Source organism: Clostridium sp. AWRP (assembly GCF_004006395.2).
Taxonomy (GTDB): Bacteria; Bacillota; Clostridia; order Clostridiales; family Clostridiaceae; genus Clostridium_B.
This window is the reverse complement of record NZ_CP029758.2, coordinates 1486992-1509452: the sequence shown is the minus strand read 5'-3', so window position 1 is coordinate 1509452 and position 22461 is coordinate 1486992. Positions and strand designations below refer to the sequence as shown.

Here is a 22461-nt window from a genome sequence, read left to right as displayed (position 1 = left end):
CTCATTACATACATCTTTAACATACACTTCAATTTCTGACCCACTTATGATAACATTATATAGACTTAAATATGCGAAGGAGTTACTATGTTTGAAACCACTGAAAATAAAAATGTAGTTCAATCTATTATTGAAAAAATACAAAATATGATATTACATGATGAATTGAAAATTGGCGATAAATTACCGCCTGAAAGACAACTAACAGAAATATGGAAGGTTGGACGTCCGGCTTTAAGAGAAGCTTTAAAAGCTCTCGAAATAATTGGCTTAATCGAGAGGAAGCATGGTCAGGGAAACTTTATATCCAACAATATTAATGACAGTTACTATAAGCCACTGTCCATATCTTTTAAATTGAGCAATGGGAGTATTGAAGACTTATTTGATCTTAGAGAAGTCTTGGAATCTTCCTCTGTAAGAGCTGCTGCCAAAAAAGCCTCAAAACAAGACATAAAAAAATTGTATAAAATATATAAAAGTATGATAAATGAAAATAATGAAAGTAAAAAAGCAGAGTTTGATAAAGAATTCCACTATGAAATCATCAAATTATCAGGTAATGAATTATTTATCACTACATGGAACAGTCTTTCCTACTTAATGGATATTTTTATTGACAAAACCGTAAATATTTCACTATACGAAGAAAAATCTATACATAATATATATGAAGAACACTTATACATCCTTAAAGCTATAGAAAGCCACAACCCCGATGGTGCTGAAGAGGCTCTAATAAATCATCTTAAAAAAATAGATATAGAATTGCTTAAAAAGCTTAAATGATTAGGTTACATTTTGTTTAGCTGGACCTAATAATAAAATATTGCAAAGTGATGCGAGAATGCTTATTATTAAATTGATTATGCAAACATCTTTATATATTAATATAATTAAATTGTAAGTAGGTGATTATTAGTATGTATAGAGAAAAAAATAAAATTAATTTCTATTGTAATAAAAATATTGAAATAATTAGAGGAAAAAGTTTTCATTCATTTCCACGACACAGCCATAATGCATTTTGCATTGGAATAGTTACAAATGGAATAATGCGATTAAACGTAGAACAACAAGAATACTTGTTAGAAAAAGGTGATGTATATGTTATTCCTCCACACATTGAACATACAATTTCTGCAATTAATAAAACTCAATATGAGTATATAGTGTTATGTGTGAATTCTAATGTAAAAAAATATAATAATAATTCCTTATGGAGGTATGTTTTTAAAGATAAAATAGTAGGAATGACAATTTTAAACATGATACAAAAGTATAATCATGGTAATAATACTGTTTATTTTGAAAATATACTATTGTATTTTCTGAAACAATATATAAAAATAGATCATAATTATAAAAAGTACACGAACAGCAAAATAATATCATTAACTTCAGATTTTATAAAAGATAATTTGAATAAAACTTTTAATTTGCAAGAATTATCAAATTATGTTAATATGTCAAAATATCATTTACTAAGATTATTTAAAAATCAAATGGGCGTTACTCCATATCAATTTTATATGCAAGAAAAAATAAAGCAGATCCGAAAAGGGCTGCTAAAACAGCAGCCCTTTTCCGACTTAGTATTTAATTTCAATTTTTCAGATGAAAGCCATCTATGCAATACTTTTAAAAAGCATATTGGTATAACACCAATGCAATTTAAAAGCAGCTGCAGAAATTTTGATTAAAGAGCAGGTGAAAATTTGGCAAGAATATATATTCCGTTTTTCCCTGCTTCTACTTTATGAGAAACATTTTCAGGAATAACGCCAACAGTACCTACTGTATAATTAATTTTATTTTCACCAATATAGCAGGTTGCGTCACCAGAAATAACTTCATGTATTTCTAAGCTATTTTCATGTACATGAGTATCTAATGTGCAGAATGGCTCAACCCTAACTAAAACGCAGCTAATTTTATTATTTGTCATATCTCCTGTTACAAGATTTTTTAGACAAACGCCTTTAAACTTTGGGTGAGGATTAAAAGTCCTATCTTTTGATTTAATAATTTCAGATATAGTACCAATTTGTCCATTTTCAAAACAATTACCAATATTCACATTCATTACCTCCAATAATTTTATACGACTATAATATCAAATTGTTATATTTATGTATTGTAAGATATTGCGGTATTTGTAATAAACCCTTAGTAATTCGTTTTGAAACTTTATATAGTTACATTTCCAGCACTGTACCTGGATTAAGAATATTATTGGGGTCAAATGCCCTTTTTATGCTCTTCATAAGCTCAATTTCCGCTTTCGACTTCTGAAGAGTTAAATCCTTTATTCTCAGCTTTCCTATACCGTGCTCCCCGGTTAAAGTACCACCATATTTAAAGCAGAGCTTATACATTTTCATTTTAAGTTCTTCCAAATACTCAGGATTTTTACCATCCACCATATAAATATCGTTATGTACATTTCCATCAGCCAAATGTGCTGTTATATAAGACTTTGTACCGTAGGAATCCACAAGTTTCCACAAATCATTTAAAAAGTCAGGCATATATCCTGCCGGAACTGCCATATCAAAGGAATAAGCAATATTCTCCTTTATTACTTCATAACTGCCGCTTCTTATGGCAAGCATTTCAGCCTGCTCTTTTTTAGTTCCTGCAAATACAGCTTTACTTGCATTATATTTCTTGCACACATTATAAATTATTTGGCAGGAGGCATATAATGCTTCCTCACTTTTCTCTGATAAAATAATAAGAAGATCCGCCATGCCCTTATCAAGAGGCCAGTGAAGTCCAAGTATTTCAGCAGATTTTACATTTAAATATCTGTCCTGATATTCTACTGCAAGTGGAGCAACTCCATTTTTCATAATTTCTAGAACTGCATTTGAGGCATCACTTATATTTTCAAAAGCTAGCACTATGGAGGCCGTAAATTTATCTTCAGGATACAATCTAAAAGTAATCTTTGTTATAATGGCAAGAGTTCCTTCACTTCCCATAATCAACTGCAAAAGGTTATATCCTGTATTGTCCTTAAGTAATTTCCCGCCAAAGTTTAGTATTTCACCATTTGGTAGAACTACTTCAATACCTTTTATATGATTTCTCATAATACCATGTTTTACAGCTCTTGCTCCGCCTGCATTGGTTGCAACCATACCTCCCATTTGTGCTCCCTCATCTCCAGGATGCACAGGAAAACATATTCCACTGTGCTTTTCCAATTCTTCAATCAGCTGAGCCAGTGTAACACCTGCTTCAGCTACTGCCATCATATTTTTCTCATCTATTTCAATGATTTTATTCATTCTCTCCATTGAAATTACAATACTTTCTTTTATCGGGCTAGCGCCTCCGCAGAGTCCTGTCCCACCACCATGTACTACAATAGGGATTTTGTTTTCACCTGCATACTTTACAATTTCAGATATTTCCTTTGAATTGAGCGGCTTCACAACTACCGAGTCCATATTTACCTTAGGTCTTACATTATGTTCTATTTCATCATACATATAAGATAACTTTTGCTCCGGATTTGTTATTACAAAGTCGCTGCCAACAGTATTTATTAAATAATCAATTGTTCCTCGTTCCATCACCAAGCCTCCATTATTTACTTGAATTTATTTCTTCAATCATTTTTGGAATAACTTCATATAAATCTCCTACATATCCGTAGTCTGCAATATTAAATATGGGCGCAGAAGGATCACTATTAATGGCAACAATAATTTCTGATTCCTTCATACCTGCTATATGCTGTGGAGCACCGGATATACCACAGGCGATGTAAAGCTTTGGCTTTACCCTGTTTCCGCTGTAACCTATTTGATGGGCACTTCCAATCATTCCCGCATCTACAAGAGCCCTTGATGCTCCAATTTTGCCACCAAGTAATGAAGCTAATTCTTCAAGCATATGTAAATCTTCTGCTTTTTTAATTCCCCTGCCAGCAGCAACTACAACTTCTGCTTCTGTAATATCAAAATTTTCTTCACTAAATTCCTGTATCCAACTTATTTTGTCATATGACCTAACATAAGGTTCTATTACTGAAACATTTATATCCATTTTTTCATTTCCCTCTGCCTCATTAAATTCTTTATACCTCACTGTAGCCATTTGGGGAAAACCTTTTGATTTTATATGAGCAAAGATATTATTACTAAAAGCTGGCCTAACCTGTATAAGTTTTCCATCTTCATCCACTTTTAAATCCGTACAATCTGCCGTAAGCCCTATTTTCAAAGCTGCTGCAATTCTAGGTGCAAGAGAACGTCCAAAATTAGTAGCACCTATCAATATAGTTTCTGGTTTGTATTCTTTCACAAATTTAACTATGTTATCCTTAAACAGACATTCTTCCGGTTTTTCAAAACATCCATCTTTCATATAAAATACTTTATCTGCTCCGCAGTAATTCAGCTCTTTAACATCTATGCCTTCATCTCCAAGAACCAAACAGTATAGTGGTGCATTACTCTGTTTGCAGAGCTCCTTTGCTTTATTAATGAGTTCATAACTCACTTTGTGTATAATGCCTTCATTTTGTTCCACATAAATGAGAATACCCTTATAATCTTTCATGTTGTCACCACCTCATATTATATTTTTGTCCTTCATCATATGAATTACATCTTTTATATAACAATTTAAATTGCCTTTATAAATTTTACTTTCACGCTTTACTTCCTTTGGCACCACTATTTTAACAACTTTAGTCTTAGAACCATTAAAGCCTGCTTCTTCCTCTTTTATATATCCACTAAGGTTTTCTAAAGAACATTTTTCCATTTCAATTTTTAATGATTCAAGCTTTCTTTCTAACAAAGGCAACTCAGGATAATTGATGTTCTTAGTTACACTTATTAGTGCTGGCATTTTCATTTTTCTATTTTGTTTCTTTCCACAAATATTTTCAATGGTTACTTCAATTTCATTCCTCAAAACAGCATTAACTTTTTCAACATAATAAGCATGGGGTATATTTAAAAATTCAGCTACTTCTGCTCCAACTTGAGCTGTATCTCCATCAACAGACTTCTCACCACAAATAATAAGATCATAATCCTTTATCTTTTTTATTTTAGCCGCAAGGGTATTGGCTGTTGCCCATGTATCAGCTCCACCAAATTTTCTATCTGTTAAAAGGATTCCCCTATCTGCACCTCTAGCATAGGCATCCTTTAGTGATTTTTCTGATCTTGGAAGCCCCATGGTAATGGCAGTTATCTCTCCCCCAAATTTGTTTTTTAAGTTAACTGCCTCCTGCAGAGCATTTAGATCAAAGGGGTTGATTTCTGCTTCAGCAGATGACCTGTCCACAACACCTTTTTCACTGTCAAATCTTACTTTTTCCATATCTGGGACTTCTTTTATAAGTACAATTATATTCATAAATATTCCTCCTAGTGGTCTTACCACGTAGATTATCATTAATACAATGACAAGTCAATATAAAATATGAATTATTATGCAAAAAAAATAATAAAAATTTGTATATTTGTATTGATTTTAATTTTATAAGTGATACTATTATATCAAGAAACATCGTTTCAAGTAATATTATCTTATATTGGGAATAGCGTCATCTTCCCATTTACCATTAATATTAAATGGATTATGTGCATAAAAAATTTAATACTAACAGATTATAAATTTTTTAATAAATATTCAAAAAATTTATATTTAAAAATCTATCAAGTATAGACAAATTTAAAGGAGGTTATTAAATGTTAACTACATTTGATTACGGTATTATTATTTTATACTTTATTGTAATGATAAGCATTGGTATTTTCTCAACAAAATTTACAAAAACAAAGGAAGATTATCTAGTAGCTGGTAGAAGACTAGGATTCCCAATGTTTTTTGGATGCATGGCTGCCCTTGCAATAGGCGGTGCGGCAACAGTAGGTGGTGCAAAATTAGGATATACGTTTGGTATATCTGGTATTTGGCTGGCAGGAAGTTTAGGCTTAGGATTAATAGCACTTGGATTTTTAGTTTCCTCCAAGCTTTCAAAAATGAAAGCACTTAGTATTAATGAAGTTATAGAAAACAACTATGGTAAATCTGCAAGAATATTTAGTTCATTACTTACCTTCGTATATACAATGATGATGAGTGTTGTACAAGTTGTATCTGTTGGAGCAATAATAAGCGGTATAATGGGATGGAATACACAAGTTTCTATGCTAGTTGGCGGTGGAATTGTAATATTTTATACCTTTATAGGAGGAATGTGGTCTGTTTCCTTAACAGATATCATTCAATTTGTTATAAAAACTCTTGGTATTGTTATATTAATTCCTATATTTGCTATAGTAAAAATGGGCGGCATTCACCACATCTTGGCATCAGTACCTCAATCACACCTTAGTATAACAGGTATAGGATATGATAGTATTGTAATGTATCTTCTAATGTATATCCCTGGTTTAATAATTGGACAGGATATATGGCAGCGTATTTTTACTGCAAAAAATGGAAAGATTGCTAAAAGAGGAACTATTCTAGCTGGATTTTACAGCATGATATATGGAGCTGCTGCTATTTTACTAGGTATGTGTGTATACATAGCTTTACCATCATTAAAAGATCCTCAAAATGCCTTTGTTTCAGGAGTTTCTTTATTCCTGCCAATTGGAGTTAAGGGTTTTGTTATAGCTGCTGCTATGGCTGCTACAATGTCAGTTGCTAGCGGTTCTATCCTTGCATCTTCTACTATACTTTACAATGATGTGTATGCTCGTTTTATCAATAAAAATCCTGATGAAAAGAAATCAATTGTAATTAATAGACTATTTGCTTGTTTAATTGGAATTGGAGTTATGGTAATAGCATTTTTGATTCAAGATGTACTTACAGCACTGGATATGGCCTATGCTTATCTGTCAGGATGTGTATTTGTACCTGTACTTGCTGCATTTGTACTTAAAAAATTCAGTCCAAAAGCAGGTCTTGTATCATTATTTTTAAGTACTATAGTAGTTTCTGGAACATTTTTTAAATATGGAGTTGATTCTAATTATCCAATAATCTTTGGTATAATTGTAGGATTACTTTCATATATAATTGTTAATTCAATAGATAAAAATAAAGTTGAATCTGCTATCGACAAAGAAGAAAACATTGCTTAATAAATATTGATTTTTTATCTATAGTGGTTCTAAATGAAAAATCAACTTATACTGCGTATAAGTTGATTTTTTAGTTAGAAACTATATAAATGTAATACCATTAGTTCGTCTTAAAGTTTTTTATCTCATCCATTAGAGCAAATACTTTTTTTGAACACATATCCATTCTTTCAAGGCATTCTTCTGACAGCTTTATATCATTTTTCTCATATGCCAGAGCAGCTTCTTTTGCAACTTCATGTAATTCTATATGTGATTTTTCTAACTCTACAAAGGCCTTGCTATTTTTTAACTTACCAATATCTATATTATAATACCACTTTCCAAGTCTGCATCCCTTATAATCTCCTACAGCATCAATATTTACTTTTTCGTTACCAAGAAGCATATTATATATTCTCCATCTCCAAAGTAAATGGTCAGTTTTATAGATTTCTACCATATCACAATCTGTGAGACATCCTTTATTTTCAAGCATTTCAACTCTCATAGAATCTATTCTTTTACTTAAATCATATATAAATTTCCCAATACCTTTACAATTACTGTCTATATGATCAGCATGCTGCGATAGCTCCATAATACTACTAGCAAAGGACTGGGTTGCTGCAGTTTGTTCCTCTGTATCTGCTGCAACTTGATTAATTGTTTCGTTAACACCGTCTATTGAATTACCAATTAAATTAATTGAATTTAGTGAACTGTTAACTAGGTCTTTACCTGACTCTAATTGCTTAGCTGTCTGATTGATTTTATCAACTGATGAGTCAATATCTTTTTGCAAATTCGAAACATTTTTTTGTATATCTAAAACTGAACTTGTAGTATTTTCAGCAAGTTTTCTTACTTCATCTGCAACAACAGCAAATCCTTTACCTTGTTCCCCTGCTCTTGCTGCCTCAATTGAAGCATTTAGTGACAGTAAACTTGTTTGATCTGCAATACCTTTTACAATATCAACTATTTCATTTATCTTATGGGTTTTTTCCTTAACACCTTTCATTTGCTTGTCTATTATGTCAATATCATTAAATGATTTTTTTACAAATTCAACTGAATCATGTATATTTTTTATTCCTTTTTCAGATACTTTTTTTACGTCACTTGAATTGTTTGACATTTTTTGAGATATATTAGAAACATCCTCAATAGATGCCTCTAGCTCTTCACTATTTTGAGACATGGAATGTAAGTGCTCTGTTTGTGTATCCACACTTTTGATAATATTTCTAATTGAATCCATTTTAATTACCATTTGTAATACATCATTTGTTTCAAGAATGCTTTTTTTTCTGGATTCACACATCACATCTATAACTTCATTCCACTTTTCTACTACTTCACTGCACCTTACATCTCTTAAACTTAGTTTTGTCATTTTACCTTGTGTTACATCAGAAAAAAGTTTTACAAGTATATCCTTATGTATATAATTTGAACTCACATATTGAGCTTCTCTTGTATCTGTTTTTTTTAATAGCTTATCAAACAAAATTATTCCTCCCAGTTACCATATACTAATTATTTCAATTTGAATACTTTTATTCATTTGTTCCATGGCAATTATAGCATTGTGGTCTAATTAATACCATACGCTTATCATAATTCTCCATAAAAAAACATGTTTTGCAAATAAAATTTTTAAGTAGATTTTAACTATTCATAGGAAAATTAACCATATAATTTATCTATTCTAATTTTTGTGTTAAAATGTAATTAGTTACATCTTAAAAATATTTTATAGTAAAAGGAGATACTAATTATGGATGAAGTTTTAAAGTTCTTAACTGACAACAAAGTTTTTTATCTTGCTACTGTAAATGGTGATGCACCTGCATTACGTCCTTTTGGATTTGCAATGAAATACGACAACAAATTATATTTTTGCACTGCCAATACAAAAAATGTATATAAGCAATTAAAGGCCAATTCTAAGATGCAAATCAGTGCAACTTCTCCAGAAGGAAAATGGCTCAGATTAAATGGAAAGGCAGTTTTTAATACCTCTAAAGAGTCACAAGAGGCTGTTTTAAATACTATGCCTATGCTTAAAAATATGTATAAAGTAGGCGATCCTACTTTTGAGACATTCTACATAGACCAGGCTGATGCAACCTTCTATGATATGCAAGGTAATTCTCACAACGTTAAATTTTAAAGATTTAAAAAGCTAAAGTGCAGATACACTTTAGCTTTTTTTAATTTACATTGATACTACCAACCTAACTGTTATAGGCATAAACTTGTCTTTGTCCCATCTTAAAATAGACTCCACATATCCCAAAGTATCTGAATTTTTTAAGTAATATGGTCCTATTAACGCTTACCTAGTACTCATTATATAAATCTGATAGAAAATGTGGAAATCTAAATGTAACTATAATTCCATAAGTTGCAAATAATGTATTGAAAATATATAATTAATCATGTAATATAGAAATTTTATACTTTATGAATTATTTATAATGGAGGGATAAAGTTGACAAAACGAATAAAAATTCAAATCTTTGAGGATGGGACTGTACAAGGAGAAGTTCAAGGTATAAAAGGCAAAAGATGTACTAATTATATTAAAATATTAGAGGATATGTTGTCAGCTAAAACAATAGATTCTGATTACACAAAAGAGTATTATAAAACAGAGAAAGTAATATTACAAGATCATGATTATGAAAACTTAGAAGTTAGTGACCAAAATGTATGTAACAAATAGAAGTAAGTCTTGGGAAATAGTTAACTCTGCCTTTGTAATATTTACTTTCTTTTTAGGATTTGCAAACTGGTTTGCTTTTTTATATTGTGGTTATTTGGTAAAATGTAAGAAATGGATATATTACAGCTTTTTATATGCAATACCTTTAATTTTAACTCTAATAATGAGGAAATTTACTGATATTACGTTCTATGGAATAATAATGTCAGGGATAATAAGTATAGTTCATATATTCAAAATAAGAGAAGATTTCCTTATTAAATATGATAAGAAATTAAGTGAATCAAGGCTAAGTAATACTGATATAGATAAACTGATTAATGCTGAAAGCAACAATACAAATTTGAGTCAAAATATTGAGAATGTAAATTTAAAAAAGGATACATTTAATGAAGATACTGAAGAAAAGCCAAAAATTCAAGGACGTAAAATAGACTTTTAATGTTTTATGAAAGCTGGTGTCAAAATGAGCATTACATCTCGAGCCAAAAAGTGGGAGATTTTGAATTCCTTATGGATACTTTTTACTTTTACATTATGTTTCTTTAATTGGATAGGATTTTTTTATATTTCTTATAAAGTAAGATATATAAAATGGTCACTTTGTGGACTAATATATTCAATACCTTTTATAATAGTTATGATAATTGGTAAAGCAAATAATTTAGTTGGAATATTAACTTTGATTTTAGGTATAATTGGAATAGTACATGCTTTTTTAATAAGAAACGAATACCTCATTAGATTAGATGCCATACAGCATGGGAAAATTTTATCAAAATCTGAAATAGATAAAATTATACTTAAACATAATTTATCAAAATCATCCTTAAAAGATTACGAAACTATGGAAACAATTAAAAGTGATATTGACGTAAAACATAATTTAAGTAAAGAAGAATTTGTAAAAAATGAATATAATAATTCACACGAAAAAATGACTGATGAAGAAAATACTAAAAATAAAATTGTAGATATAAATATAGCTTCTGAAAATGAAATAGCTAATTTACCGGGCATAGGATTAATACTTGCTAAAAAGGCAATAAATCACAGACAAACTAAAGGATACTTTAATTCAATAGATGAATTTGCAGAACTCTTATTACTAAAACCTCATATATTTGAAAGAATTAAACCCTTAATTGTAGTAAGTAAAATTGAAACCAAGCATGAGAATAATTCTGAAAATGATAAAACTTCTACTAAAAGCGGAAGAATTGTTGACTTTTAACAATATGATACTAAGGAGCGATACTAATGGAAAAAAATAACACTTTCAAATTTAAAAGAGATTTGAGTAGTTTATTAAAGGCTAGATTTCCTTATATATATATTCCTACCTGGGAGGAAGATAGAATTTTATCGGTAATAAGAGATGTAGTTAAAGATAAAGAAATTATAAGAACTACCAGACAAATATTTACTTGGAGTTTAACATCAGGAATAATTGGAGAAAATGAAAAAGGTTCAGAAGACACGAAAGCACCAATTAAAGCTTTGGAATTTATAGAAAAGTATTCCGAAGCCTCAGTGTTTGTTTTAAAGGACTTTCACGTTTTTTTTGGAGTTAATGGAAGGAATCAAGATAATGAAATAGTTCGAAAAATAAGAGACATATCTTCTTCTATAAAACAAAATCCAAAGCCTAAAAATGTGCTATTTGTTTGTCCAAGTTTAGTTTTGCCTACAGATTTACAAAAAGATATAAGTATATTAGAGTTTAACCTTCCAAATGCAGATGAGATAAAGTCACTATTAAATGAAATGATAGAAGTTAATGGATCTGGAAGGATTAAAATAAACCTTAATGAAGATGAAAAGGAAAGATTATCAAAAGCAGCACTAGGATTAACCCTTCAAGAAGCTGAAAATTCTTTTGCACGTGCAATGGCTCAAGATGGTACCTTAGATTCTAATGATATAGATCTAATTTTAGACGAGAAGTGTCAGGTTATTAAAAAAACTGGCATACTAGAATTTGTAAAAAGTAACTTAAAAATTGAAGATGTAGGTGGATTACAAAATTTAAAAAAATGGCTTATGAAACGTAATAAATCTTGGCTTGATTCTGCAAAAAAATATGGACTACCTGCTCCTAAAGGAGTTTTGATAACTGGAGTTCCTGGATGTGGTAAAAGCTTAATTGCAAAATCAATAAGTGCCATGTGGCAACTTCCTCTTTTACGTCTTGATATGGGAAGAATATTTAGTGGAATAGTTGGCAGTAGTGAAGAAAATATGAGGAAAGCTATAAGAACTGCTGAAGCAGTTTCTCCTTCAATACTCTGGATAGATGAAATTGAAAAGGGTATGCGTGGACAAAATTCTGGAGACAGTGGAACTACTACAAGAATATTTGGCACTTTCTTAACTTGGATGCAAGAAAAAACAGAACCAGTATTTGTAGTAGCAACTGCAAACAATATAAGCCAACTTCCTGCAGAATTACTTCGTAAAGGGCGTTTTGATGAAATATTTTTTGTAGACTTGCCAACTTTTAATGAGAGGAAAGATATATTTAAAGTTCATATAAATAAGAGATTAAGAGATGATTTTGTAAGGGGAAACTTTCAATTAAATGATGATGTTTTAAATAAATTTTCTAATATGACTGAAGGTTTTGTAGGATCAGAAATTGAACAAGTCGTAATATCTGCTTTATATGAAGCCTATTTTGAAGATAGGAGCATTAAGCTTGAAGACTTCGAAAAAAGTATAACTAATACAGTTCCTCTTGTTGTAACACAAGCTGAACAAATTAGAGCTATACGTGAATGGGCCAATATAAGAGCTGTAGCAGCAACTCCTAAAGAAGATCGTGCAGATTATAAATCTAGAGAATCTAATATTTATCCTGATTTTAAAGAAAAGCGTACTAGTCCGGAAGACATTAAATCCTCTAGAGGGGGAAGAGCCATAGATTTTTAAATTACTGTATTGTAGGAGGAATTTAGTATGTCAGTATCTTTAGTATTAATACCTGTAGCATTAGCTATACGCGGTATCATGGGAAAAGATAAATTTAATAAAATGGTTGAATCATCTCAAATTAAAATTGAAACAAATTTTGAAAACAAAGAAGCTTTAATTAGCACAGTAATTAAAGCTGGTTTTGATGCCAAAGAATTTGGGTATAACGTTATAAAAACTCATTTAAATGGTAAAAAGGAATTTTTTTTCTGGGAAAAAATCAATGGAAAATGGATTGCAGAATTCTCTATATATGATTCAAAAGAAAGAGTAATTAACTTTATAAAAAAATTGGAAATAAGTTCAGGAAGAAAGATATTTATTCGCAATCTTTCAGAAAATCAAAGCAGTACTTTTTCAAAATCCTATGCAACAAATTTCAAAGATGAAAACATATTAATAAAAACTCTAGAGGACTATGGAGTTAATTATTCAAAACAAAGTAATGGAGATATCCTTTGCAAAATTGATCATTTTGAATTTGAATTTAAGCTTGATGGGAACTCACCCTATCTAATTGAGTTTAAAGATGAAAATAATTCAAAAGAAATGTTTCAAAATTTAACTGAATTGGATGAAGGTTATAAACGTAATGTACAAAATAAGACATATGAAAATTTGAAAGTTAAAATTAAGGAAAAAGGATATAATGTTGAGAGTGAAGAAATCATGGAAGATAACTCTATTGTTATAACTGTTAATGTTTAAAAATTATTAATAATTTCACACATATAGCCGTTTAACAAACATTCTATTTTAAACAGCTGATTAAGAAAGGATAGATGCTCTTAAATGAAGCTTAAAATTCACAGATTTTTGCCTATTACTAATGTAGAAGGTCCGGGCAAAAGAGCCTGTATTTGGGTACAAGGATGTTCTAGACATTGCCCTAAATGTGCCGCACCTTCTACGTGGGATAAAAATAAAGGTTATGAAGTAAAAATAGAAGAATTAGCTCATAAAATACTAAAAGGTCCTAAAATAGAAGGAGTAACTTTTGTTGGTGGTGAACCTTTTGAACAGGCTGATGCTTTAAGTAAGCTTGCATTGCTGCTAAAAGCAAAAAACTTATCTGTTGTCACCTTTACAGGATATTTATTAGAAGAACTACAAAAATCTACATATAGTAGCATTAAAAATTTATTAAGTTTAACTGATATTTTAATAGATGGGCCTTATATATATGAAAAAAAAGATTTAAGCAGACCGTGGGTAGGTTCATCCAACCAAAGATATCACTTTTTAACACATAGATATGATTATCTAAAAGATAATTTATACAAAATAGAAAATCAAGTTGAAATACGAGTCGACTCTCAAGGTAAAATATTAATAAACGGTATGGGTGACTTTGAATCTATAAAACAGTTATTTGAAATATAAAAGGAATAAATAGGTATAGATTTGTTTTTTTCACAAATCTATACCTATTCCCTAACTTAATGTAATTTCAAATGAACAGCCTTTACCTTAGACTGTTCACTTCAAGCTTTACATTGATACTACCAGCCTAACTGTTATAGGCATAAACTTATCTTTGTCCCATCTTAAAATAGACTCCACATATCCCAAAGTATCTGAATTGTAAAGTCCTATTATCCTCTGACCTGCTAAAAGTTCAAAAATTCCAGACCCATTTATACTTAAGGGTGAAAGATTGGAAAGTGACAGCACTCCTGCTGCTTCAGGCTCTTTAAGGGTTCCATCTTTATTGTAAATCTTTGATAAGTATTCTTCATCTCTTATAGATTTGAGATCTATTACACCCTTCAAATTTTTATTTTGTGATTTTACACCTACCTTATAGAAATTTTCATATGAAGCATCATACACATTTTCATCATTAAATTTATCATAATCAAAAACAAGATTTGTCACATTGTTTTTAAAAGAATAAATATAGTCAAAATAATATCTGCCACTGCCACCTGAATCTATAGATAAAAATACAAAAGGTATACTGCTCTTTTCATCAAATTTTCCTATAAACAATTTAAGATCATAACCAGAATTTTCTTTTGGTTTTACCTTTATATTTAACCCTGTCTTTCTATTTCTTACAACAAGAGCTATGTCATCTATAAAACCATTTTCTCCATAAGGTTTCTTTCCTATAATCATTAAGGTTTCAACACGTCCATCCCCATTTACGTCTGCAAATTTTTTGTCTATAATGTATACCTTATCTTTGTTTTTCATAAACTCCTTAGGAAATCTAAAAAACATATATATCCTCTCTCAATTATTAATATACTACTATTCTATTAATAATTGAAAAAAGTGCTCTTTCCCAATTTATTTTAATATTTTCTAATTCTAAACAAAATGATAAAAAATTTTTTATATTCTTACTGATATCTTTTCACCATACTTAATCAATTGCTTCATTCCTGCACACTGACTTATATTCTCAAAAATAAAATTTTTGTTTGATGTAAGCCACCTTGTTCCTGAAAGAACAGTTACTCCCGATGCAGTAAATGCCTCAGGATATAAAGGTGTAGTTGAACCTACCATAACTACTTCTCGAGCATTGCTGCAATAATTCAAAACATTTTCCAGCGTCCCATTTATAAGTGTTGAACTAGTAATAAAAACCACCTGACATTGTGGCAATAATTTTCCTTCCTCGCTTTCCGGATAAACTTGACCATTAACATTATCACCACGTTCAAAAACAAACATGTGGTCTTTTTTATCACGCAGCCTATTAATTATAGGTCCGATATGACCTATAACTCCAATATTATCCGTATCTCTAATTTCCACAGAAAAAGCTGCATCAACCCCTTGAGAATTATCAACTTGTTTCAATTTATTAAATTCAGCAGCAGAATTCAAGACTGCTAGTCCCAAAGAAGTACTAATAACATTTTTTCTTTCTAAAGACCACTCAGCTACTTCTCTTGCAGACATTCCTACAAGACTGCCAACCTGGCGAAAAGGTATACAAATATCTCCAAGTTCTTTTCTTAATACGTAAGTAACACCTATTTCACCAGTATCAAGTTCAACTGACATCAAGTGTAACCCAACCCTGACATCTTTTATCTTTCTTTCTTTAAGCCTAGGCTCCGCTAAATCATAAATACGTTCTAAAATCATATTAACATACCCCTTTTTCTATTATTATAATAACAGTACACATAAAAATTTGCTTTACTTTATTGTATCACTAATTTTTTACAGTAAGAACTCCTGTTTACAATAGAAAACTGCTGTATACAATTTTATTAAGTTCTAATTTATCTTAAACTTGGAAATCTCTCCTGATAATGCTGCTGAAAGTTCATCTAAATGTTCTGATGCCCCTTTAAGATTTAAAAATATATTTTCCTGTTTACTTACCATGTCTTGAAAAGACAATGCACTTGCAAATGCTTCTTCACTCATCACAGACGTATTTGAAACTGACTCAAATATTTTGCTATTATTCTTTAATACTATTTTTGCTATTTCGGACACATTGAAACTCATAGTTTTAATTCTATCGATTTCTTTTTCAATCTCTGAGAATATAACTAATATATTATCTGTAGATTTAATACCTAGTCCTACGTAATTAATACTTTCATCCATTGATACTACAGCCTTTGTTATTTTACCTTGAATTTCTTGTATTTCCTTTGAAATTTCTTGTGCAGCCACTTCAGACTGTTCAGCTAACTTTCTAACTTCTTCTGCAACAACCTCAAATTCTTTACCCTGTTCCCCTGCTCTAGCTGCTTCAATGCTAGCATTCAAAGCTAATAGATTTGTCTGTTCAGATATACCCGTTATAGTCGTTGTTATATTTTCTATTGTCTTAGACTTCTCTGAAAGTTCTGTTACAACACTTGATGAAGCATTTACTTTTTGTTCCATTTTGTTTAACAATTCTACTGTGGTATGCAAATTTTTAGAACCGTCTGAAGTTTTATCTTTTGCTTCAGCTATCATTTCATCAATTTTAGTACTTATTTCCGCAAGTTCTCTGGATTTATCTTCAACATCATTTACCGATACAGTAATGTTTTGTATTTCCTGTGCTATATTTTTTGACCCTGAAGTCAAGTTATCTATTGATTGTTTAATATTTTTCCCCTCTTGTACCACTTCTAAACTAACTTCTTTATAACTATTTGAAGATTCAGCAACAACTTCTGAAACATTTTTTATCTTGATTATTATATTCTTTAAATTATTTATCATCTTATTAAGAGTAATATTAATTTTACCAAGTTCATCTGAAGATTCCGGCAAAGAATTCATTAAATTTCCCTCTGCTACCTCATCTGCAATCAGAGATATCTTTAAAAGTCTGTTAAAAAACTTTTTCAGTAAAATAATCAATACTACTATTAAAAATATTATTGCAAGAACACTAACTGCTAATATTAAATATAATAATGAATTTAAACTAGAAGTATACTCTTTTGTAGGAACTTGAAGAAGCATATACCAATTTGTTCCATCTACATGAGCAGAAAACAGCATCTTCGTACCATCCTTGTCTTTAAACTTCCCAAAAAAACTATCTTTAGAAAGTGCTTCTTTAACTAACCTATTAAGTTCAATGTTAGCGGTCTTCAATAAGTTAGTTTCATTAATTGGATCATTACTTTGTTTATATAAAACATCCCCTTTATTACTCAATATGTACACATTATCAGTTTTTCCTATATGAAAATTAGTATTTTCCTTGAAAACGGTAGAAACAAGGCATGCACCACTCACAAGTCCAATTGCTTTTCCACTTTTTATGTCTTTTACAGGACATTCCATAGATATTATTAAATCTGAAGGATTTTGCTTGTCTTTAAAAGGATCTGATATAATTTCTTTTCCTTGAATAACCTTCAGGAATGTATCTTCCGAGCTTATATCAATTGTAACATCATTTTGCATAACTAATTTCCCAGATGTATCAGATATTCCAATGCTATTAAAAACTCCATTATAATTTTTTTGTTCTCTTTTAAAATAAGGTATTATTTCGTTATAATTCATGCTTGACACCAATTGAGTATTTGCAATTACCTCCACCTGTGATAATCTAGCTTTAATCCATGAAGATAAATTTTGAGCATGAATTGTAACTGTTTGCTTTCCTGATTTCTCCATAGAAGATAGTATCAACTTTTTTGAATTCATGTATTCTATATATGTAACTAACGTAATAAGTGCAATAAAAATAGCCGAAATTGTAACAATTGCTATAGTTTGCAATGATTTTCCCTTCTTCAACACAATCCCCCCTATAATGACACTCTACTATTTTTATAAAAATATATATAAATTCTTATATAAAATCAAGTAATATTTCGTAAAATATCATTTTATTTCGCAAATTCTTCCTAAAAACAAAATTTGATGATAAAATTATGCTTAAGAATTTAACGTTTTCAGGTTTCATCGAAATCAATAAATTCTATTCATAATGTTATATAAATTGGGGGAATTAAATTTTGAATATTGCAATATGTGATAGTTTAGAATCTGACATACAAGTGCTAATTCATATGATTAAAAAATATTGTACTAATTATAATTTTGAAATTGAAATTTTCACTTATAAAAGTGGAGATAAATTGCTCTCGGATTTTACATTGATAAATTTTCAACTGATATTTTTAGATATTTATATAGATGATAAAATCTACTCTAACGGTATTGAAATTGCAAAACAAATTAGAGTGCATGATGAAAAGTGCATAATAGTTTTTGTTACAAGAAGTAAAAATCATGCTCTTGATGCCTTTGAAGTAGATGCAATGCAATACCTTATAAAACCAGTAAGTTATGATAAAATTAAATGTTTACTGGACAAGTGTCAAAATATGTTTTCAGACAATATTCGATTTATTGAAGTTTACAGTAAAAGTATTTCCATGAAAATCCTCCTAAAGGATATCTATTATATTGAAGTATATAACAAAATTTGTCTTATTCACACAAATACTCATGTTATAAAAACCTATTCTTCTTTAAAAAAACTATGTGATCTCCTAAGTGGGGCATCCTTTTTAAGATGTCATAGAAGCTATATCATAAATATGTTTTATATAACTTCTATGCTGGAAATTGACTTTCTTTTAAAAAATGGTGATAAAGTTCCTATCCGTAAAGATAGAGCTAATATTATTAAACAAATTTATTCTGATTATTGCTTTGAACAAATAAAAAGTGGGAAAGTTGAGTAAGTTAAATGTCTCTATTGTTAAATTCACACACTCCAACTAATATAACTACTATAAATAAAATAACTGATACTGCATACATATATGGTGGAAAATTGAAACTTACATTTGAACCACCTAGTAATACCCTTCCTGGATAATCCCAGGGAAAGAACATCCAGTACCTGGTATTGTCAATAAGAACTGCAGGAAAAGAAAAAACTAGTCCTACTCCCAGCGGTACTGCAATATTTTTAAATTTCATGCTCAGATAATATTGAACTGCTATAACAGGCAGTGAGGCTATAATGGCAAGCAGCGGAGCATATATCATTTCTCTTGGCATACTTTGACCATGAGGTGCTATAACTGCACCTGCTAAGATTGTAAGGAGCATAAATAGTATAAGGTTTAAAAATACTATACCGCAGCCTATAACAAGCTTTGCTATATATAATTCACTTCTTTTTACAGGCAGTGTCAGCATCCTTTTAAAATTATCTTCACTATTTTCTATTCTAACCAAAACAGCAATTGCAATTGTAATAAACAACCCCATAATAAATAGTCCATAAAATATTGAACTTTGAGTATATACCTGGCTCCATACATTTTGTCCTTGCTCTGTAAAAAGCTTTTTGTATCTTAAGAAATTTGTAAATCCCAATATTACAAAAAACAGTGGAAGAAACATCACTATGTTAAGTATTCTTGAATGTCTTAATTTTAGTAATTCTACTTTATATATATTTTTCACGCTATTCACTCCCTACTTAATATCCCTTTTATTAAATTCCAAAATTCCAACTGCAAGCCATAGGATTCCAGACACTATTCCAAAGAAAGCTGCAATATATGCATCTTTACTGTCTCCTGATGGTAATGCCAGTAGAACATTTGCATATGGGACTACATATGAAAGTAATTTGCTCTGTGCAAACATATAGGCTCCTATGCTTCCTGCAAATCCTACAGCTGCTGATGCTAGAGAATTTTTCATATAACAGCTTATAAATTGCTGAAAACTCACTACCCCTAAGGTCGTACACAGCTCTAGCCCCGCATATTTAAAAATCACTGCACAGCTGCCATCTATATGAAACAAACTTTTTATAATCATTAAAAATATTCCATTTAAAATTACCAATATAACTGCAGCTATAAGCACTACAATCCATTTTGACAAATAAATTTTTCCTCTTTCAACTGGTCTTGCTACTATTTGCTTCCAGGTATTTTCACTGTACTCTGTATAATTTACAATAACCGCTACTACAACAATGGATAAATTTAAAAGAATGAACCACAAAGCAGCAAGATGACTTTCATAGAGCAGAACACCTACCTTACCGTAAATTCCAATTTGAGCTAAATACTTTATATGGCTATCTGACATTAAAAAACTGCATCTAAAATGCATATCCATAAATATAAGTACAAATGAAAGAATGGGAATAAAAAATACACCTTTCCACATCACTGATCTTTTATATTTCATTAGTTCAGACTTTAAAATTGACATAAACCTCATATATTTTCTCCTCCCTCAGTAAGGTCAAGGAATATTTCTTCAAGAGATTTTTGTACTTCTACAAATTTAAATATTCTATTGCCCTTTAATATGAGTTGCTTTAAAATCTCATCCGGCTCTCTTCCTTCAGGTTTTAAGAAAATTTCTTTTTCCTTTACTTTATACTTATATCCCCAATCATTTAGCGTATCTTCTATCTTATTTAAATCCTTAGATTCTATGCAAATTTGTCCTTTACTCTTTGAATGAAGTTCTTCAAGTGTTCCTTGAAATAACATCTTACCTCTATTTATAATTCCAATATCATCTGCTATAAGTTCAATTTCACTCAAATTATGACTTGATATAATGACTGTCATGTTATAAAGTTTGGGAAGTTCTTTGATAAGTCCTCTTATTTCATGAATTCCAGACGGATCAAGCCCATTAGTAGGTTCATCCAGTATTAAAAGTTGTGGTTTTGATATAAGTGCCTGGGCAATACCAAGTCTTTGCTTCATACCAAGTGAAAACTTACTGGCCTGTCTATCTTTCCATTCAGTTAGTTTTACAACTTCCAAAACTTCATCAATATATTTATGGTCAAGCTCTAAAAGTTCTGCTGTTACCTGTAAATTTTCATAAGCTGTTAGATTGCCATAATAAGATGGTGCTTCAACCATAGATCCTATTTTTTTCAAAATGCTCATTCTATTTTTTCTTAAGTCTTTACCAAAGATTTTAACTTGTCCCCTCGTTGGTTTTATAAGCCCCAAGAGCATTCTTATAGTTGTGGATTTTCCTGCACCGTTGGGACCTAAAAATCCATATACCCTACCTTTTTTTATTGATAAATCTATTCCTTTTACTGCCTTAAAGTCCTTAAAATTTTTTGCTAAATTTTTTGTTTGTAAAACTTCTTGTGACATAAAATTTCCTCCCTAAATTAACTTATAGCCCTATAATAAAGCTACAAACTTAAATTTCATTTACCTAAACCTTAACGGAACCTTAAAATTCTTCTACTTAATTAAACAATATATAAATAGTGTTATAATAAACAGAGTTCTTGGCATCAGATGGAGTTTTGACTCAACCTGATGCTTAGAAATCGTTATCCAGGGACGTAGCTACTCTTTACTCCAACTTGGAGAAGTGGGAGTATTAGAGTAGGTAGTCATCGGATAAAATTGACAATTGATAGTTAAAGGAGATAACCATGTACGATAATATTCTAGATAGGAAAATACTTTTAATAGATGATGAAGTGGAGCTGTTAAAGCTCCTGGAAACAGTGCTTAAAAAAGAAGGGTTTAGGCGAATATTTAAGGCCGAAAATGGCACAGAGGGTATAAATTTATGTAAATCTGAAAAACCTGACATAGTAGTTTTGGACATAATGATGCCGGATATGGACGGATTTGAGGTATGCAAAAATATAAGAAACTTTTCTTTTGTTCCAGTCATCTTCTTATCTGCAAAATCTGATGATGTAGATAAAATACTTGCCCTTGGTCTAGGTGCAGATGACTATGTAACTAAGCCCTTTAGCCCTAAGGAAGTTGCCTTTAGAATTAAAGCTCATTTGAGAAGAAACATATATATTAAAAATGAAATGTCCATGAAAAAGGAAAAGATAAGTTTTGGAGATATAGTAATTGACCTAGAAAAGGGAGAAGTATTAAAGGCCGACAAAAATATAGTGCTCACTCCAAAGGAATACCATCTTTTATGTTATATGGCTCAAAACGGCAATCAAATACTAACCAAGCAAATGATATGCGATGAAGTTTGGAATGACAGCTATGAGGGATATGACAACACAATAATGGTTCATATTAGGAAGCTAAGACAAAAGCTAGAAGATAACCCTTCCAGTCCAAAATACATAGTCACTGCTAAAGGACTGGGATACAAGCTTATTATTTCTAAATAACAAATTAGCAAATAGTAAATAACAAAGGCAGCTATCATCAG

General features: G+C 30.3%; 23 protein-coding genes. 12 read left to right on the top strand and 11 right to left on the bottom strand.

The annotated features are described in order from the left end of the window. Positions 1-87: 87 nt before the first annotated feature. Together DMR38_RS07050 and DMR38_RS07045 are read left to right on the top strand one after the other, a co-directional pair. Entirely contained in the window at positions 88-789 is a 702-nt protein-coding gene (locus DMR38_RS07050; RefSeq protein WP_127720624.1) for a FadR/GntR family transcriptional regulator, read from the top strand. Positions 790-923: 134 nt separating this feature from the next. Further along, positions 924-1703, top strand: a complete 780-nt coding sequence (locus tag DMR38_RS07045; RefSeq protein ID WP_127720623.1) for an AraC family transcriptional regulator — start codon at positions 924-926, stop codon at positions 1701-1703. Here the strand turns inward: DMR38_RS07045 and DMR38_RS07040 are convergent. The 4 genes from DMR38_RS07040 to DMR38_RS07025 form a co-directional block, all read right to left on the bottom strand. Next, complete coding sequence (locus DMR38_RS07040) at positions 1700-2080, bottom strand: cupin (protein ID WP_127720622.1); 381 nt, start codon at positions 2078-2080, stop codon at positions 1700-1702. The two genes, DMR38_RS07045 and DMR38_RS07040, sit on opposite strands and share 4 nt — an antisense overlap. Positions 2081-2198: 118 nt before the next feature. Beyond that, positions 2199-3584, bottom strand: a complete 1386-nt coding sequence (locus DMR38_RS07035) for an FAD-binding oxidoreductase (RefSeq protein WP_127720621.1) — start codon at positions 3582-3584, stop codon at positions 2199-2201. 13 nt (positions 3585-3597) lie between these two features. After that, the gene (locus DMR38_RS07030; protein WP_127720620.1) at positions 3598-4575 is read right to left on the bottom strand and encodes an electron transfer flavoprotein subunit alpha/FixB family protein; all 978 of its coding nucleotides are present in this window, start codon (positions 4573-4575) and stop codon (positions 3598-3600) included. 12 nt (positions 4576-4587) lie between these two features. After that, positions 4588-5385, bottom strand: coding sequence for an electron transfer flavoprotein subunit beta/FixA family protein (locus DMR38_RS07025; protein WP_127720619.1), 798 nt, complete (start codon positions 5383-5385; stop codon positions 4588-4590). A gap of 335 nt (positions 5386-5720) precedes the next feature. Here DMR38_RS07025 and DMR38_RS07020 point away from each other — a divergent pair, with 335 nt between their 5' ends. Then, positions 5721-7130, top strand: coding sequence for a sodium:solute symporter (locus DMR38_RS07020; RefSeq protein WP_127720618.1), 1410 nt, complete (start codon positions 5721-5723; stop codon positions 7128-7130). Between the two features lie 100 nt (positions 7131-7230). Here DMR38_RS07020 and DMR38_RS07015 read toward each other — a convergent pair whose 3' ends face one another. Beyond that, positions 7231-8622, bottom strand: coding sequence for a methyl-accepting chemotaxis protein (locus DMR38_RS07015; RefSeq protein ID WP_127720617.1), 1392 nt, complete (start codon positions 8620-8622; stop codon positions 7231-7233). Positions 8623-8892: 270 nt separating this feature from the next. Between DMR38_RS07015 and DMR38_RS07010 the strand changes: the two genes are divergently transcribed. From DMR38_RS07010 to DMR38_RS06980, 7 genes are all read left to right on the top strand, one after another. Beyond that, positions 8893-9288 carry a pyridoxamine 5'-phosphate oxidase family protein gene (locus tag DMR38_RS07010; RefSeq protein WP_127720616.1) on the top strand — a complete coding sequence of 132 codons (396 nt, stop codon included), beginning with the start codon at positions 8893-8895 and terminating at the stop codon, positions 9286-9288. A 321-nt stretch (positions 9289-9609) separates the two neighbouring features. Then, a complete protein-coding gene (locus DMR38_RS07005; protein ID WP_127720615.1) occupies positions 9610-9843 on the top strand; it encodes a DUF2997 domain-containing protein in 234 nt (77 codons plus the stop codon). After that, positions 9827-10285 (top strand): hypothetical protein, encoded by a 459-nt coding sequence (locus DMR38_RS07000; protein ID WP_127720614.1) that lies wholly within the window; start codon positions 9827-9829, stop codon positions 10283-10285. Before DMR38_RS07005 ends, DMR38_RS07000 begins: the two co-directional genes overlap by 17 nt. 198 nt (positions 10286-10483) lie before the next feature. Beyond that, positions 10484-11077, top strand: coding sequence for a helix-hairpin-helix domain-containing protein (locus DMR38_RS06995; protein ID WP_175412937.1), 594 nt, complete (start codon positions 10484-10486; stop codon positions 11075-11077). Between the two features lie 26 nt (positions 11078-11103). Continuing rightward, the gene (locus DMR38_RS06990; protein WP_127720612.1) at positions 11104-12774 is read left to right on the top strand and encodes an AAA family ATPase; all 1671 of its coding nucleotides are present in this window, start codon (positions 11104-11106) and stop codon (positions 12772-12774) included. A gap of 27 nt (positions 12775-12801) precedes the next feature. Next, positions 12802-13524 carry a hypothetical protein gene (locus DMR38_RS06985; protein ID WP_127720611.1) on the top strand — a complete coding sequence of 241 codons (723 nt, stop codon included), beginning with the start codon at positions 12802-12804 and terminating at the stop codon, positions 13522-13524. Positions 13525-13608: 84 nt separating this feature from the next. Continuing rightward, positions 13609-14199, top strand: coding sequence for a 4Fe-4S single cluster domain-containing protein (locus DMR38_RS06980; protein WP_127720610.1), 591 nt, complete (start codon positions 13609-13611; stop codon positions 14197-14199). 108 nt (positions 14200-14307) lie between these two features. On the opposite strand, the gene DMR38_RS06975 is transcribed toward DMR38_RS06980, so the two are convergent. From DMR38_RS06975 to DMR38_RS06965, 3 genes are all read right to left on the bottom strand, one after another. Continuing rightward, entirely contained in the window at positions 14308-15042 is a 735-nt protein-coding gene (locus tag DMR38_RS06975) for a hypothetical protein (protein WP_127720609.1), read from the bottom strand. A 114-nt stretch (positions 15043-15156) separates the two neighbouring features. Beyond that, complete coding sequence (locus DMR38_RS06970; protein ID WP_127720608.1) at positions 15157-15921, bottom strand: DUF364 domain-containing protein; 765 nt, start codon at positions 15919-15921, stop codon at positions 15157-15159. Positions 15922-16056: 135 nt separating this feature from the next. After that, on the bottom strand, positions 16057-18045 hold the full coding sequence (locus tag DMR38_RS06965) for a methyl-accepting chemotaxis protein (RefSeq protein ID WP_127720607.1): 1989 nt from the start codon (positions 18043-18045) through the stop codon (positions 16057-16059). Between the two features lie 218 nt (positions 18046-18263). Between DMR38_RS06965 and DMR38_RS06960 the strand changes: the two genes are divergently transcribed. Then, positions 18264-18998: a LytTR family DNA-binding domain-containing protein gene (locus tag DMR38_RS06960; RefSeq protein ID WP_127720606.1), complete on the top strand. Its 735-nt coding sequence runs from the start codon at positions 18264-18266 to the stop codon at positions 18996-18998. A gap of 1 nt (position 18999) precedes the next feature. Here the strand turns inward: DMR38_RS06960 and DMR38_RS06955 are convergent, their stop codons facing one another. Genes DMR38_RS06955 through DMR38_RS06945 form a run of 3 tightly spaced genes read right to left on the bottom strand, consistent with a single transcriptional unit; the run spans position 19000 to position 21413 of the window. Continuing rightward, positions 19000-19731, bottom strand: a complete 732-nt coding sequence (locus tag DMR38_RS06955) for an ABC transporter permease (protein ID WP_127720605.1) — start codon at positions 19729-19731, stop codon at positions 19000-19002. 12 nt (positions 19732-19743) lie between these two features. After that, positions 19744-20505, bottom strand: coding sequence for an ABC transporter permease (locus tag DMR38_RS06950; RefSeq protein WP_127720604.1), 762 nt, complete (start codon positions 20503-20505; stop codon positions 19744-19746). Next, complete coding sequence (locus DMR38_RS06945; RefSeq protein WP_127720603.1) at positions 20502-21413, bottom strand: ABC transporter ATP-binding protein; 912 nt, start codon at positions 21411-21413, stop codon at positions 20502-20504. Before DMR38_RS06945 ends, DMR38_RS06950 begins: the two co-directional genes overlap by 4 nt. A 290-nt stretch (positions 21414-21703) precedes the next feature. Between DMR38_RS06945 and DMR38_RS06935 the strand changes: the two genes are divergently transcribed. Then, positions 21704-22420 (top strand): response regulator transcription factor, encoded by a 717-nt coding sequence (locus DMR38_RS06935; RefSeq protein WP_127720602.1) that lies wholly within the window; start codon positions 21704-21706, stop codon positions 22418-22420. Positions 22421-22461: the final 41 nt, after the last annotated feature.